The organism is Peptostreptococcus stomatis DSM 17678 (assembly GCF_000147675.1).
GTDB classification, from domain to species: domain Bacteria; phylum Bacillota; class Clostridia; order Peptostreptococcales; family Peptostreptococcaceae; genus Peptostreptococcus; species Peptostreptococcus stomatis.
Genome location: NZ_ADGQ01000070.1, coordinates 21465 through 37806 on the forward strand (window position 1 = coordinate 21465; position 16342 = coordinate 37806).

At 33.6% G+C, this 16342-nt stretch carries 16 protein-coding genes; 1 reads left to right on the forward strand and 15 read right to left on the reverse strand.

Going from position 1 to position 16342, the window contains the following annotated elements; all coding sequences use genetic code 11:
• Nucleotides 1–22 precede the first annotated feature (22 nt).
• The 12 genes from HMPREF0634_RS07960 to HMPREF0634_RS08015 all read right to left on the reverse strand — a co-directional run bounded on the left by HMPREF0634_RS07960 (nt 23) and on the right by HMPREF0634_RS08015 (nt 13346).
• Nucleotides 23–1072, reverse strand: a complete 1050-nt coding sequence (locus HMPREF0634_RS07960) for a Fic family protein (RefSeq protein WP_007790776.1) — start codon at nt 1070–1072, stop codon at nt 23–25.
• Nucleotides 1073–1229: 157 nt separating this feature from the next.
• Nucleotides 1230–2009: a leucine-rich repeat domain-containing protein gene (locus tag HMPREF0634_RS07965; protein ID WP_007790770.1), complete on the reverse strand. Its 780-nt coding sequence runs from the start codon at nt 2007–2009 to the stop codon at nt 1230–1232.
• Between the two features lie 64 nt (nt 2010–2073).
• Nucleotides 2074–2622 (reverse strand): DUF1697 domain-containing protein, encoded by a 549-nt coding sequence (locus tag HMPREF0634_RS07970; protein WP_007790869.1) that lies wholly within the window; start codon nt 2620–2622, stop codon nt 2074–2076.
• 19 nt (nt 2623–2641) lie between these two features.
• Nucleotides 2642–4009, reverse strand: coding sequence for a 23S rRNA (uracil(1939)-C(5))-methyltransferase RlmD (rlmD, locus tag HMPREF0634_RS07975; protein WP_007790813.1), 1368 nt, complete (start codon nt 4007–4009; stop codon nt 2642–2644).
• A gap of 173 nt (nt 4010–4182) precedes the next feature.
• On the reverse strand, nt 4183–4917 hold the full coding sequence (locus HMPREF0634_RS07980; RefSeq protein ID WP_007790775.1) for a pseudouridine synthase: 735 nt from the start codon (nt 4915–4917) through the stop codon (nt 4183–4185).
• A 24-nt stretch (nt 4918–4941) separates the two neighbouring features.
• Nucleotides 4942–5817, reverse strand: a complete 876-nt coding sequence (gene hslO / locus HMPREF0634_RS07985; RefSeq protein ID WP_007790766.1) for an Hsp33 family molecular chaperone HslO — start codon at nt 5815–5817, stop codon at nt 4942–4944.
• Nucleotides 5818–5983: 166 nt separating this feature from the next.
• Complete coding sequence (locus HMPREF0634_RS07990) at nt 5984–6787, reverse strand: class I SAM-dependent DNA methyltransferase (RefSeq protein WP_007790743.1); 804 nt, start codon at nt 6785–6787, stop codon at nt 5984–5986.
• 411 nt (nt 6788–7198) lie between these two features.
• On the reverse strand, nt 7199–8569 hold the full coding sequence (locus tag HMPREF0634_RS07995; RefSeq protein ID WP_007790876.1) for an ABC transporter ATP-binding protein: 1371 nt from the start codon (nt 8567–8569) through the stop codon (nt 7199–7201).
• The gene (locus HMPREF0634_RS08000; RefSeq protein WP_007790804.1) at nt 8563–9252 is read right to left on the reverse strand and encodes an energy-coupling factor transporter transmembrane component T family protein; all 690 of its coding nucleotides are present in this window, start codon (nt 9250–9252) and stop codon (nt 8563–8565) included. Before HMPREF0634_RS08000 ends, HMPREF0634_RS07995 begins: the two co-directional genes overlap by 7 nt.
• Nucleotides 9252–9839, reverse strand: a complete 588-nt coding sequence (locus HMPREF0634_RS08005) for an MptD family putative ECF transporter S component (RefSeq protein WP_040565917.1) — start codon at nt 9837–9839, stop codon at nt 9252–9254. Before HMPREF0634_RS08005 ends, HMPREF0634_RS08000 begins: the two co-directional genes overlap by 1 nt.
• A gap of 21 nt (nt 9840–9860) precedes the next feature.
• The gene (locus HMPREF0634_RS08010) at nt 9861–11585 is read right to left on the reverse strand and encodes an ABC transporter ATP-binding protein (RefSeq protein ID WP_007790858.1); all 1725 of its coding nucleotides are present in this window, start codon (nt 11583–11585) and stop codon (nt 9861–9863) included.
• A 3-nt stretch (nt 11586–11588) separates the two neighbouring features.
• A complete protein-coding gene (locus HMPREF0634_RS08015) occupies nt 11589–13346 on the reverse strand; it encodes an ABC transporter ATP-binding protein (protein WP_007790810.1) in 1758 nt (585 codons plus the stop codon).
• Nucleotides 13347–13573: 227 nt separating this feature from the next.
• On the opposite strand from HMPREF0634_RS08015, the gene HMPREF0634_RS08020 reads away from it, so the two are divergent.
• The gene (locus HMPREF0634_RS08020) at nt 13574–14569 is read left to right on the forward strand and encodes a helix-turn-helix domain-containing protein (protein WP_007790744.1); all 996 of its coding nucleotides are present in this window, start codon (nt 13574–13576) and stop codon (nt 14567–14569) included.
• Between the two features lie 117 nt (nt 14570–14686).
• Here the strand turns inward: HMPREF0634_RS08020 and HMPREF0634_RS08025 are convergent, their stop codons facing one another.
• The 3 genes from HMPREF0634_RS08025 to HMPREF0634_RS08035 form a co-directional block, all read right to left on the reverse strand.
• Entirely contained in the window at nt 14687–15535 is an 849-nt protein-coding gene (locus HMPREF0634_RS08025) for an endo alpha-1,4 polygalactosaminidase (RefSeq protein WP_007790755.1), read from the reverse strand.
• A gap of 18 nt (nt 15536–15553) precedes the next feature.
• Entirely contained in the window at nt 15554–15991 is a 438-nt protein-coding gene (locus HMPREF0634_RS08030) for a hypothetical protein (RefSeq protein ID WP_040565918.1), read from the reverse strand.
• Between the two features lie 92 nt (nt 15992–16083).
• Complete coding sequence (locus HMPREF0634_RS08035) at nt 16084–16341, reverse strand: SemiSWEET family transporter (RefSeq protein ID WP_007790797.1); 258 nt, start codon at nt 16339–16341, stop codon at nt 16084–16086.
• Nucleotide 16342: the final 1 nt, after the last annotated feature.

Consider the following 16342-nt stretch of genomic DNA (forward strand, 5'->3'; position numbering starts at 1 on the left):
TATATACCTACTCCCATATACTTTATTTATTATTTTTTACATAAAATGTTGCTTTTCCTTTGCCATGTCGTTCAATGTAGCCTTCTTCCGTCAATTTTTTGAGCATATTTTCAATTGTGGCTTTACCAAGGCTTGGAACTAATTCCATAATATCATTTTTTGTAAACATACCCAACTTATTATCCACTGCATTTCTCACAAGGTCAATTGTTGGTACTTTTTCATCTACATAATCGACTCTCTCTTCAAAATCAATATATGCAGCCAATATAGTTCTTAGGATATACTTTATAAATGGTTCAATATTTTCTTCATTTTCATGCCAGCCTACACCACTTTTTTCCAAAGCCATATAATAATTATCTTTATCTTTCTCTATTTTACTTTCCAAACTGATGTATTTCCCAATAAAATATCCTTGTCTATACAGCAATAAGGTTGTCAATAATCGGCTCATTCTTCCATTTCCATCATTGAATGGATGGATGCAAAGAAAATCATGAATAAAAATTGGAATTAAAAGCAGAGAATCTACTTCTTCTTTATCTAAAGCCCTATTTAATTCATCACAAACTTGTTCAATAGCACCCGGAGTTTCATAGGGTGATAGAGGTTTGAATTTTTCTACTGCATTACCATATATATCTTTTTCAACAATAGAATTTTGTGTGTTTTTATATCGACCACCAATTCCTTTTCCACTATACTTAAATAGGTCTCTATGAAGTTGTAAAATATAATTACTACTAATCGGAATATATTCATAACTTTCGTGAATTATATTTAAGACATCCCTATATCCCAGAATTTCTTCTTCATCCCTATTCCTAGGAGTCGTTTTCTGATTCATTAAGTCTTTTATTCTAACTGCTGTGGTAACAATCCCTTCTATTTTATTTGAATCCTCTACACTTTGAATTTTAGCAATTTCAACTAATTTATCTAAAACAGCAGGTTTGCGTTTTAAAAAAAGTTCTTGCTTTCCCTTGTGTTCATGGATTTGTACCAGCAGATTTATTATTTCACTATCCCATTTGCTTCTTGCTAAATTTTCATAATTAAAAACCCTCATTCGCCTATCTCCTTTCCTTTCGCCTAATTATAGCATATTTTTAGGCAATTGTTAAGTGTTTAGGCGATTAGTTTAGTATGATGATCTTCTTCAATGGAGGAAGCTAACCAATATATACAAGAAATATATATGCGAAAGCCAGCTTTTTACCCTTATATCATTTTGTATATAATTCCGGCCTAGTGATTAATAGGCCATACTTTAACTTTGGCAACTTAATCAATTCGTCATATAATTTTTTAGTTTCTCTGCAAGGTCTCAAGCTTAAATATTCTAAGTTTTCAAGGCTTAAGATAGGAGTATAGTCTTTACTTTTTAGCCTTACTGTTAAAAAACTAAAAAATCTCAACTGTTTCATTTCTGTTAAAAAATCCAGAGAATTTACATGAATATACTGAGGTCCAAGTCCATCACCTTCAATAGATAGACTCTCTAGGTTTTTAAGCCCAATAATCGGACTGTAATCGTTGATTTTTTGAAAATTCTCTACCGACAAGGCCACAAGGTTTTTCAGTTTTGAAATTGCCTCTATGTTACTTACACTAGCACCCGATCCCAGGTGTAGATACTCAAGTTTGGTCAAGTTGGCAAGATTTGAAATATCAGGATAAAGACCCCATTTAATTTGTAATTTTTTAAGATTTTCCTGCTCACAAACAGCATTAAATAATTCTTGAGGCATCCTGGTAACAAATGTCAATTCTGTAAATGCGGTCTTATTATTTTTTAAAAAATCACACCATTCCTCTAATACTCTCTTCTTATCTTTTGCTGTCTTGTATTGGGGTGTAAAGCTATCTCCCAATTGGGTGCAATTTATGATTAATTCTTTTTCCCCCTTGTAGTCAGATACCTCTACTATACACCTCTTGTCTGGTTCATCTTTATGAAAATAATTATGTCCGTATTTTATCTGCTTCTCTGTTAAAATTGACATTACTTTTACTCCCTATATCCATTATTCTTAAAATGTCTACCTAAGATAATTAAACACTATTGATTTAATTATTCTCCTTTTCAAGAATTTCTGCTATCTTTTCATATGTCTTTCCATTTCTAATGGTAATTTTCTTGTAAAAATCTTGTTTTATTAGCTTTTTATGGTAGGTAGATTTTAAATATTCAGACTCATCGTACTTGCCCCAAAATATCGCATTTCTTCCTATATGAACTATTTCATTGTAGAATTGGGATTCATTTATGAAATCTATAATATCTGATTTATCAATTTGGTTTGGTATAAAAAGAACATCTCTTCTTGCAAGCTCTCCGTACCACCAATCAGGCAATTCTGACCTTTCTTCTAAATAAGCCTCTTTGCTTATTAAAGCAAAAGGGATAGAAAAGTCATAGTTATTTTCTAATAAATTTCTTATCTTTGATATACAGTTTTTAGAGCTTTGAATACTAGTGAAAAATAAATTTCCACTGTTGATATAGGAACTAACATCTTCAAAGCCCTCATTTAACAATAATTCTTTTAAATCACCCATAGATACCTTATTCTTGCCACCTACATTTATTCCACGTAGTAAAAGTATATATCTCAACTAATTAACCTCCATAAATTCATATCCCTTCGGACCTAACTAATAATGCCACACTTTCACAATGTGGTCCTGACGGGAACATATCCATCAGCTTCAACTTGTCTAACTTATAGCCCCTAGATTCAAATTCAACCACATTTTCAACCAATGACTTAGGGTTACAACTGACATAGACTATCTCACCTGCCCCAAATTCTGCTATGTCCTTGACACCATTGCCCAGTATACCTGCCCTCGGTGGGTCCACTATTATAAGGTCCGCTTTTTCAGGAAGAGACGTCACTAGCTTGGCCACGTCACCTGCTATAAATTCACAGTTATCTAGCTTATTAAGGCCTGCATTATGGTTGGCAGCTACTACTGCCTCTTCTACCAACTCTATCCCGTAAACCTTCTTGGCAGTCTTGGCCATAAGTTGGCCTATAGTACCTGTTCCACTGTATAGGTCAAAGACTACCTTGCCATCTCCCTTGTCACCAGCAAATTCTCTGGCGATAGTGTATAGGACCTCTGCCCCCTTGGTATTTGTCTGGAAGAAGGAAAAAGGTGATATCTTAAACCTCAAGCCTAGGACTTCCTCATAGAAGTAGTCCCTACCATGTAGGATTCGTAATTCATCACACTGGACTGCATCAGCCAGGCCGTCATTTATGGTATGTAAGATACCTACTAGTTGATTTTCAAGGTCTAAGCCCAATAGGAAGTCCTTATAATCTTCCATCCTGTAGTCGACCTGGGAAGATGTAACTATATTTACCATAATTTCACCAGTATTTTCACCCCTCCTGACTACCAGGTGTCTTAGGTAGCCTTGGTGATTAAAGGTCCTGTAGTATGGCAGGCCTTTTTCTTCAAAGTAGTCCCTGGTCCCGACCATTATCTTCCTAAAGTCCTCATCTATTATCCTACAATCATCAACTGTGACTATGTCTATAAACCTACCAACCTTATGCATACCAAGTGATAGGGGACCATCCTTATACTCGTCTCCAAAGGTGAATTCCATCTTGTTCCTATAGGCGTACTGGCTAGGGCTACCCTGGATCCCCAGGAAGTCATAGTCTTTAATACCAGCCTTGTCGAAAAGTTCAAGTATCTGATTTCTCTTGATTTCTAATTGTTTTTCATAGGGAATGGATAGGATTGAGCATCCTCCACACTGTCTAAAATGCTTACAGACTGGGGCAGTTTCCATATCAGATGGTTCAAGTAGCTCTAATAGTTTTACCTCACCGCTGTCTGACCTGGATTTTTTTACCACTGCCCTTACCTTCTGGCCTGTGATACCACCCTTCATCTTTATTCTCTTATCTTCATAAATAGAGCGGGATACACCACCAAACTCCATCTTTCCTACTTCAAATTCTATTATATCTTTCCTCTTCATCAACACTTACCTTTCTAACTGGCCTATAAATTGTCTCTTTTTATCTTTCTAGATTTATTTCTATTAGTATTTAACTGTCATTTCTTCCCTTATTTTTCTTGTGTTCTTTATTCTATTTCTATATTAAATTTACAAGTTGTATTTATACAACCATAATTACTTGTTATCCTATATCAGATGTCTTTTTTCTCTAATAGGTCAATTTCTTCTTCCGTCAACTCCCTGTACTCTCCTAACCCTAGGGATTCATCCAGCTTTAAGCCACCCATCTGGATCCTCTTTAAGTATAAGACACTTTTTCCTACTGCTTCAAACATCCTCTTGACCTGGTGGAACTTACCCTCGCTGATAGTCACATATATTTCAGAATGTATAGCCCCATCCTCAGCCTCAAATGACTTGATTACCTCTAGCTTTGCAGGCTTTGTCGTATAGTCATCTCCAATATATACCCCCTTGCTAAAGGCTTCAATATCCCTTGCCAGGACTTCATGGTCTATCTCGGCATAGTAGATTTTTGGCACATGTTTTTTAGGTGATAGGACCCTATGACTCAGCTGGCCATCATTTGTAATCACCAAGAGACCCTCTGTATCCTTGTCAAGACGACCTACAGGAAATGGTTCAAAGGCCAGGTATTCAGGGTCTATGAGGTCGATAACAGTTTGGTCATACTTGTCATATGTTGCAGACACACAACCTGCTGGCTTGTTCATCATCAGGTATATATATTCCCTATACCTGACCGCTTGGCCATTTAGACATACCTGGTCCTGGTCTGGGTCTATATGGTGGTCTGGTTTTTTGACCTCCTGGCCATTTACTGTAACCATACCCTGCCTACACATTTTTTTAATTTCTGACCTAGTTCCATAACCCAGGTTGCTAAGCATCTTGTCCAACCTCATACTAATCCTCCTGCCCTCTTATTACTACATATTGTCGTATATTTCCTTTAATTCATCCTCGCTAAAGCTATACTTAGATTCACAGAACTGGCAACCTACCTCTGCCCCCCTGTCTTCATCTATTATAGCCTTTAATTCCTTCTTACCAATGGCTGCAAATACCTCTGCCACCCTGTCTTTAGAACAGTCACATTCAAAGCCTACTTCTATCTTGTCCAGAATACTTGGCTCTAAGTCCTTTAGCACTATATTCATCATATCTTCAGGTTTCAAACCCTGACTCAACATCTGAGTTATAGACTGGATTCCTGTCAGGTTTCTTTCTATTGTTGAAATGGTCTCTTCACTTGCATCCGGCATCATCTGGACTATAAAGCCCCCTGCCTCTTCTACCTCATCAGCCCTAGTCAAAACTCCTAGAGATACTGCTGACGGTGTCTGCTCCGATACAGTAAAATAATAAGTAAGGTCCTCGGCAATTTCACCGCTAACCATTTCGTACTCCCCATTATATGGCTCTCTTAGGCCAAGGTCCTTAATAACCCTTATAGTACCCTGGTTTCCAACTGCTCCAGCCACATTTAGCTTACCACTTGCATAGTTTTCAACTTCCACATCAGGGTTGGTTACATAGCCCTTTACTATACCATTGGCATTTGAGCTAGTCAGGATAGTACCTATAGGTCCACCCCCCTTGATAATAACTGTAATCTTGTCACCCTTGTTTTTCATCATGAGACCCATCATTGATGTAGCTGTTAGGGTCCTACCTAGGGCTGCAGTTGCAACCTTTGTCGTATTGTGAAAACCCCTGGCAGTTTCCACCATATTTTTAGTTGAGGCAAAAAATGCCCTCACCTCTTTATTTCCAGTTGTTACCCTTATACAATAATCTTTCATATTTAAACCTCTTTCTCTTACTATTACTATTATTCTATTTTTTACCTATTCTATCTATTATTTCTTACCATCTATTCTTGCTACCCTTCTTTTTTTATTAACTATAGTCTCTCTTTATTAACCCTTATCTTTATCTTGTCTTTGACTAAAATAGATCCTTTCTTCCCTAAATATTTATTTTACTGCTGTAAAAAAATATCCTCTCCGACTGGTCACTTGGCCTGTCCAGACCAAAATCACCATAGGAGTCTATCCTAGCAAAGCCAAGTTTCTTCAGGATATCTACTATTTCCTCTTCCCTGTGGGCCCTCTGCAGGTGAACTTCCCTATACCTTTCATATAGGTTATCATCTTCCTGCAAACCTTCCTCAAGGTAAACAGCTTCGTCCCCCTCTGATTCAAGTTTCAAGAAAAAGTCCAGGTTCATCTCCAAAAGCTGGTTGGCTTCATCATAATAGTTAGCCCACATATATGAAATATCTTCCCTAGACTCACCCATAAAGTTATTGCCCAAGACCTGACTCAACTTGTAGTATGAGCTAATATCAAATACAAAAATTCCACCTGGCTTTAGCAGGTCATAAATCTTGGCAAAAACCTTGTACAGGTCATCTAGACTGGTAACATAATTAAAGCCATCACAGGCACACAAGACACAATCCAGGTCATAAAGGTCAAAATCCAATTCAACCATGTCCTGCTCTAATAAAACCAGGGGTACTCCCATGGCTTCTGACTTTTCCAGGGCAAGGCCCAGCATGTCCTCTGATATATCTATGCCCGCAATATCGTAGCCCTTTTTGGCCAAGGGTATTGTAATATTACCTGTACCACAGGCCAATTCCAAGATATTCTTTACACTGGCACCACTTTTTTCTATCAAACTTTCTATATGTTTAACCCATGCCTCGTAGTCGACGTCATCCATCAACTGGTCGTATACATAGGCAAAATTACCATACTGGCTCATTTAACTACCACCTTACTTAAATATATCTTTAAATCACAATGTATAGCCCAAATTCTATACTCTATCAATTGTCTATCTCAAAAACTTCGTATTCTGTCATATTTCATATACTAGAATACTTATACCAAAAGATTGTATTTGCCTTGGCAAACACATACAAGCACTCTATCCATTATATAACAAAATCAGTCTACAAGCACCTTTTTATTACACATTTCAAGAAGAAGATTATCTAAATCTGTAATATTTAAAAAACAGTAAATCTATTTGACTCCTAGCCTCAACTTCTTGTCCGGTAAAAGCGGTAGGTATCATTTGATCTACTGTTTTTGTATATATTTCTATTAAATTAATTATCTTGATTTCATATGTATACTGGCCATGCACATTAAGTGGTCTTTTTACTGGTATCTATAAATATATAATATAGTCAGCTATCGAATTTAAAAATTCTTGATCGTGTGAAACAATGAATATTATCTTATTGTTAGTTTTGCATTCATTGATTAGGTTGGATATATTCATCATATTATAAAAATCCATACCACTTGTCGGTTCATCAAAAAATAAAAGTTTGGAATCTTTACACAATATAGACGCTATTACTACCCTTTGCTTTTGTCCACCCGACAAACTCATTGGATGGCAATCTTTCAATTCATACAAATCGAGTTTTTTTAGGATATCTTCAACATAAGCAATTTCAGCATTTTTTATACCAAGACTTACTTCACCTATAACAGAATCTGTAAAAAGCTGATGATTAACGTCTTGCATTACAAGCGATGATATTTTAATCCTATCTGCCTTTGAAAGTCTTTTGCCATCCAAATAGATTTCATCCTTGGATTTTCTTTCACAACCTACAAGACATCGTAGCAATGTTGATTTTCCTTTACCATTTTTTCCCACTATACCATATATTTTACCCATTTCAAAGGAAATATTTTTAAAGAAAAACCTCTTATCTATTCCATTAAATTTAAATTCAATATTTTTCACATTTAAATTTCCACCACTTTGAATCTCAGGTACTGTAAGTTTTGTTTTAGTTTTATCCCTTAAGCCTAACTCATTTAGCTTCTTGACGGATAATTTAATAAAATCTGCTTGCTTATACTCATTTTTTATTTTTCCATCTTCAATCAAAAATATTCTGTCTATAATATCCATAAGATAAAATATTCTATGTTCTGAAATTATAAGGGTTTTCCCCTTACTTTTAAGTTTTACAAGCATTTCCTTTATAATTTTAATATTTTCTTCATCAAGATTTGACGAAGGTTCATCTAAAACTATTATTTCCGTTCCCGATATATAGCTAGCAGCAATGCATAAAATTTGTTTTTCCCCACCTGACAGCTTAAAAATGTCTCTATTTAAAAGATGTTCTATAGGAAATAAATTCAGCATTTCAGTTAATCTTCTATCCATTTCCTCTCTTGAAAGTCCTATATTTTCTAGATAAAAAAGCAATTCTAGACTAGTGTTAACATTAAAAAAATGGGTCTTTGGATTTTGAAATACACTTGAGACAAGCATAGATATTTCATAGAGTTTAAGATTTTTTATATTCTTATTATCTATCCTAATACTTCCATCTATGGAAGCTCCATCATATCTTACAGCCAATCCATTGATAGAATTTATAATTGATGATTTTCCACTGCCACTTTTTCCGGTAAACAATACACATTCACCCTTTTTTATATTTAAAGAAATATTTTTTAACACTTTTTTGTTCTGTCCATAAGATAGGGATAAATTTTCAATTTCTACCATAAAATTCCTCCTATAATCATAAACAGTATACTAAGTACATAGGCAAAATCAATGATTTTTATCTTTACTGATATATATCTTGTTTTTTTTACAGGATTTTCAATACATTTCGTCTCTGCTGCCTTTGCAATATCATCAGAAATATTAGATGATATGACAAGTAAGGGTACCATTACATGCTCAATATATGAAACAGGATTTCTAAAAGTAATTCCTCTTACCCTCATAGCAAGTTTTATATTGTGACTTTCTTCTATAAATGATGGAAAGAATCTAAAAATTACAGCGACTGGTATTGAAACAGTCTGAGGTAACTTAATTTTATCCATTGAAGATATTATGCTTCCTACATCTGATGTTTTTATAAAAAAACTACCAGCACTAAAGGGAAGATAAAACATCCTACATACGGCAAATAACATAAAAAACATCATAAAAATAACATTCATATTCCTGATTACATCTAAACTGGGTATTACCAAAGAAAAAATACTGAAAAACAATATATTTTTCAATGCAGCCTTTTTTATTCCATTCTTATAGAAAAGAAACGAAATAAAAAGTATAATCCCCCATTCAAAATATAGGTTTACCTTATGAAATACAGCAAAACCAAGTAAAAAAATCACCAATAGCTTGCTAAGTGGATTTGGATTATAGGGATTATCCAAATAAACTGGCATTATATGATACCAGCCTTTTCAAAATGCTTTTTCAAAAAAGCTTTACCAATATAGGCACCTATTATCCCACCTACAATTGCGCCAATATATACCAGTATCATGCTAGAGAAATTTAAAAGTGCTATAAGTTTCATTATATAAGCATAGCCCATTCCCCTTGTTTCAGCTATTTCAATAACCTTATCTTTCACTAACAATACTTGCATTAAAAAACCACAAATCCAAGTGTTAAATATAGCAAAAGAAAGCATGTTATATTTGAAAGATTTATACCCACCAGTTTTTCTTATAATTTCAGCAATCGCCATACTGATTAGGGCATGCACCAATATTACATATGTGTTCCCCATTGCAATAACAATAAGGCTACAAATCAAACCAAGTATAAATAATCCGCCTGGTTTTTGAACTTTTGCCATAAAAAGCATAATAACTATGCCTGTTATAATCCCCGCCACTGTAGGATAGGCCAAGTATAAAATCGGTACAATTCCAATCATTCCCGAAAGAAACATAAGTACAAAATATATTACTGTAAATACACCTATTGTAACTAAATCCTTAATTTTTAATTTTTCCATTTCCATAATCTCCTTCCAAATATATTTTTACTGAATTTTTGATCTTTCAAGCATTGCCTTATAAAATTCTGAACTCTTGCAAAGTTCGGCATCTGTGCCTACCGCCTCTACTTTTCCTGCATTTAGTAAAACAATTTTATTTGCATTTCTTATCGTCCTCAACCTATGGGCAATAACTATAACTGTTTTATCTTTTATAAGTTCAGATAGGGCCTCTTGAATGAGACTTTCATTTTCAACATCAAGAGATGCTGTTGCTTCATCAAGCAGTATAATCGGTGCATTTTTCAGAATAGCCCTTGCTATTGATATTCTTTGCCTTTCTCCACCAGAAAGTCTTTGACCATTTTCCCCTATTATCGTATCCATTCCTTCCGGCATTTTATCTATAAAGTCATAACATCTTGCTATTCTAGCTGCCATTGCTATTTCCTCGTCTGTAGCATCCTTTTTACCAATTTTAATATTGTCTTTTATGCTTGAATTAAAGAGGATAACGTCTTGAAATACTATAGAGAAATTTTTAAGTAAAATTTCTGGATCAACCTTACTTATATCCTTTCCTCCTATCAAAATCTTTCCTCTATCTATATCCCAAAATCTTGCAGCAAGTTTTGTTAGGGTTGTTTTCCCGCTTCCACTCGAACCTATTAGGGCTGTTATTTCGCCTTGCTTTGCAATAAAACTCACACCATTTATTACAGAATAATTATCATATCCAAAATATACATCTTTAAATTCTATGTCATAATTTGTTATTTTCATATGCCTTTCACCCTCTTGAATAGGCATGGTTTTTATTTCCTTTATTCTTCCAACTACAGCGTCAAGCATCACTATCATCGACATAAAGGTAATTATCCCCTCTATAGGAAGATAAATACTCGTTGTAAGCATTAAAAACACTATATATACAAGTAGGTTTACCTCACCTGCCACAAGCATATTTACACCGATAATGGCAACACTTATAATGCCAAGCTTTAATATTGCAGTAGCTGCTCCTGTAAGTGTTCCTGCAATAATTTCACCCTTAGTTTTTTGTTTTGTGGATGTATTTAATTTTCTAAAAAAATCATTTAGCATTCGCTCTTCTAAATTATATGATTTTATTTGTTCTATCTGCTCAATCTTTTCCTGCAAGTCATCAAACACTTTGCGATTGTCATCTATCCAATCTTGCACCACTTTTTTCTGGCTTTTCCTTGATAAAAATATTATCAAGATTGAAATTGGAATTACCCATAATGCTGCAAGAGCTAATTTCCAATTATATATAAGGAGCATTAAAGCAATTACAGCTGTGGAAACAATAGTTGAGTATATTTGTGGGACAGCATGTGAAAATATGTTTTCATATAAATTTATGTCATTCATCATAGTTTCTGCAAGGTCTGCCAAATCTCTTTTTCCAAAATAAGAAAGGGGAAGTTTTTTTAATCTTTCTGCTATATCAATCCTTGAATTTGCACTCTCATTATACACATTGGTATAGAGTCTTACATAGTCCCACCTGGCAACTAAAAACATCACTATCATCATCACTGCGATTAATATAAGATAATGAAGCACAGTGAAATTATATGCTTCCATGCCATTTAAAATACCTATATACTGGAACAAAAACATAAAGGCAACCATTGGAGCAAATAATTTTGTTAAATTAACAAATGTATGTGAAATGATTGCCTTTTTTAAGTTAATTGCCCCTTTTTCGGACATGGCATATCGTTTCATAAAATATGAAATCATATCCTAACCTCCTATCTTCCAATTTACAGATTTTTGGTACTCATCCCAAAGTTTCTTATAAATACCATTCATCTCTATCAAATCATGGTGTTTGCCTTCTTCTACAATCCTGCCCTTATCTATAACAAGTATCTTGTCTGTATCTACTACAGTAGATAGCCTGTGGGCAATCATCAGCGTAGTCTTGTTCTTTGACAGCTTCTTAAAAGATTCCTGAATCAAGTGTTCGTTTTCAGGATCCGCAAAGGCTGTAGCCTCATCTAAAATAATAATATCTGCATCCTTGAGAAATGCCCTTGCTATAGAGAGTCTTTGACCTTCTCCACCTGAAAAATATGTACCTTTAGTCCCGTAAATAGTATCTAGTCCATTTTTTAAACCTTTAATTATCTCCTCGCAACCTGAGTTAATCAATGCGTCATCTATTTCTGCATCAGTTGCATCATTCTTTCCAATTAGTAGATTATCCCTTATACTCATTTTAAATAGTTTAGAATTTTGAAAAACAAAAGCGATTTTTTTCATTAAAGATTCTTTTTCATAATCTTTTATATTAATTCCACCAATTAAAATTTCTCCCGATTTGATATCATAAAACCTTGCAGCTAGCCTTGCTATGGTAGTTTTACCGCTACCAGACATTCCGACCAAAGCAACCCTTTCTCCCTTGTTTACCTTGAAGGAAATATTATCTAAGACATTTTCGTCCCCATAAGAAAAGCTTACTTCTTTAAACTCTATTCCGGCATCAGAGCTTGTCTTATCTCCATAAACAAAATCATCAAATTCAAGTATATTTTCAATTTTGTCCAAAGCAAGCTCTGCAAAATAGCTAAATTGTGTAATAGTCGCTGTTCTCATAATAAAAATGGCAAATGTTGGTCCTATCAGAAAATAAATAACAGAATTTGCAACCACATTAGCTAAATTACCATTAAATTTTATTAATAATAAGGCCACAGGTACTAAGAAAAATGCTGTAGATGTAGAAACAGTCTCAAACCATGACATCTTGTTCGTATAACTCATGGTAAGCTTGAGAACAAGATCCTTTATTTTTATAATCAATGAATATAACTTGTCAAAACTTTCAATACTTTGAGCAAATGTTTTCACCACTGGAATTCCTCTTACATACTCCACAGTCTGAGAAGATAAATCTGAAAGACCTGCATAATATTCATCTTTCATTTTTTTGCTTTCAGATGTCATCATTGCCGACATTAATATCATACCTATAATCATCGGCACCATACTTGCAAGCCCCAATTTCCAATTAAACATAAAGAAAAATACAAACAGAACTATGGGTGATATAACTGTCATCGCCATATCAGGAAGTTGGTGGGCTAAAAATGAATGGGTTTCAGAAGCTCCGGATACAATTACATTTCTTATTCTTCCACTTTCTTTATCATCAAAATATCCTAATGGTTTATTTATCAGTTTTCTTACCGAAGTTTTTATAATATTATCTTCCACTTCAAATGCAAAAATATGAGAAAGAACAAGACCTATAAGATATATAAATATGCCTAAACCTGCAAATATTGCTGCATAAGTAGCATTTACCCTTACATAGGAAAAATCCACTATCTCATTTAAAATCAAATTGTTTACAATCCTATGAATAAAAACCATCGGCATCAAGACCATTATGCCCGAAATAGCAGACATAATCATAGCTATATAAAGCAAAATCCTCTTTTTACCACCATAGGGCATCAGTCTTTTTAGTATTGATTTTTTCTTATTCTTCAATGAATAACCCCTCCTTTTTCTTATATTTAACCAGCTGTATAAATATCCTATTTAGACTAATGATAAGAGATATCTTTTAAATCCTTATCAATAAATGCTCATTTTTTCGCTTGTTTTCAGCTTTTATTTATTATATAATATACTAGGAGTTCAATCAATTAGATATATCCAACTATGTCTATTGGGAATAATGTCTATTCGGGATAAAATTATAAGTGGAGGTATATATGAGCGATTTTTACAACTTTGTTAAAAACTATTTTTCTACAAATGAATGTACTGATAATACAAAATACTCTTCTACAGGACATACATTCTGTTTTAATACAGATGATGCAGAAGGTATATATTGGTTTTATGAAGGTGAAAATTTTACAATTGATATTCATGATGTATTCATAAAAAAAGAAATTATCCACACAAGTTTTTCCGGTTTGGATAATTTCTATTCCTTTTATTCATCTTATTTAGTTACAGCAAATGGAGAAAGTTTTAACCCTTACCAAAATCTTTCTTCAAATTCACTCTATGTTATAAATACTAAAAACGCAAAAAACTATAGGTTTATACTACACAAAAACTCTCCCTATCTAGGGATAGGTATAAATTTCAAACAATATATGATAGACGAATGTCTATCCTCTTATAAAAATAAGGTTTCTGACTATGAAAATTTATTTTTCAATACTAGTACGATTATAAACAAACCCTTGGAAAGAATTGCAAAAGATATACTAAATTGTAAAATGACGTCCCCTGCTGCTGAAATTTTTTTTGAGTCAAAGGCAAAAGAATGGCTGAGTATAACTATAGACTCATTTTTAAATAAGTATAGCAATCCTATATCCATTGCTGATGATGAAGCTCTAGAAATAGTTGCTAATTATATAGATGATCATTATGCAACATTGATTTCACAAAAAACTTTGGAAAAAATATCCACTATGAGTGGTACTAAACTTAAAAAATTGTTTAAACAAAAATATCAATGCACAATTACTGAATACACTCAAAGACGTCGAATGAATATGGCAGAGATACTTTTATTGAACTCCTCACTTAAAATTCAAGATATAGCTGAAGCTGTGGGCTATTCTTCTCATAGCAAATTCAGTACTTGTTTCAAAAAATACAAGGGCATGTATCCCAAGGATATTAGAAAATATAATTCTAAAAAAACTTCTATTTCTGATTGTGTCTGTGTAAAAAAAGATACAATTTAATAAGAAAATCATATTTTTAACATTTTTTTAGACTATCTAGAACGGATTATGTTCTATCCCAAAACATCAATTTGATATTTGAGATAGAACATAATCTAAATTCAGAGAAATTACCTATTATTTCAATTCTAAACTTTCTGCATTATAGTACTTAAAATCATTTTGCTTACAGTATTCGTCAATTATATCTTGGATAGATGGACCTGCCCCATATTCCAAAAGATACACTTCCAAGCCTGCCTTCTTTACCTTGGATAAATACTCCTTATATCGTTTGGTTTCATCCCTTGCCTGAATACCGTAGCTCTTATTATCAAAGTCTATACTGGTAAAGACACACTCTTGGTTTATTCCATCGAAAAGATCCTTGGCTATATTTTCATCTATACACCTTGAAACAAATGGGTCACCACCATTTATAATAATTTTAAGCTTATAGTCCCTAAGACCCTTCATAATTGATGTCAGGCCTTGAAAAATTTCTTCCCTTGGATATTGGTAGTAGACATCTGTATTGTCTATGAAGAAACCATCTATACCCTTGTCAGCATACTTCTTTCCAAGGTTTTTAACAACAAATTCTTGCCAATCGTTTGATGTAACATCTATCCAACGTTCGTCTGGCCAATTTTCATAGGTGGCTAGGGTTAGTTTTTCATAATTTTTATAGTAGGGCCTAAACTTTTCAATAGAGCCTATGTTTAGGTATCCATAAACAAGTTTATTCTCCTTATGGAGCTGGTCTATATCACTCTTAGTGAAGTTGGAAGGGTCTATTACCACAGTCTTATAATCATCTAATTTATGAATTTCAGTTTTTTCAATTCCAAGAAAGACCCCATAATCGTTCTTTTTATCCCTATCCTTAAAAAATTCTAACAGACTTAATAGGGCCAAAATAAATACGCTGATTATAAGAATCCCAGCTGTAATTTTTACACTTTTTTGCCTTCCAACCAGTCGCATCTATCAAGTCCCTCCTTTTTATCTTTCTGACATGTATTTCTTTATTTCATCAGGGCTTAATCTCCTTACCTCTGTATTAGGATATTCCCTATACTCTTCAAGCTTAAAAACCGGTTCCATTTTTTCACAGGTTTTACCCTTGTTCTTTTTGAGATACTTTAAGAGTTCTTGCCCATCTCGAAAAATCTTATACGATAACCTACCTTTTTCATTTTTAATTTCATAAATCCCACATGGCTTTTTAGTCGTGTAGTCAGCCGTCCTTAAATATAGTTTGGCTATTTCCAAAGATTTAAAAGGAAAATTCCATCTTTGTAACCCCCTCTTTGGGTCAGCTTCAATACAAATACATCTTCCACAGGTTCCACAAATATATTGCCTATGATTCTCTAGACATTCTAGTGGATCTAAGAGGGGAGTAATCCTATTTTCTCTACTATAACATTCTTGACACATTTTCTCCTACCATTCCCAAAATATACTTATATAAAAAATAAAACCATAGCATAATAATACTTAGCTATGGTTTTAAAATTACTTAAATTTACCTATAAGGCTGTAATTGCAGCTACAGTTCCGAATATTACACCTGGTACATTTGCTATGACAATAGGCCAGTCTTTTTTGTCTTGAAAAAATCCATAACTTACCCATAAAGTACAGTTTATTGCCGCAACCATTGGTTGCAAGAAACCACTTTTATTACCATGTATGTTATTAATAATCTGAGGGAAATATGATATATACATAAGCATAGCCGTACATGTTGCTATCCATCCCAAAATTCTAAAAGTTTTCTGACTCATA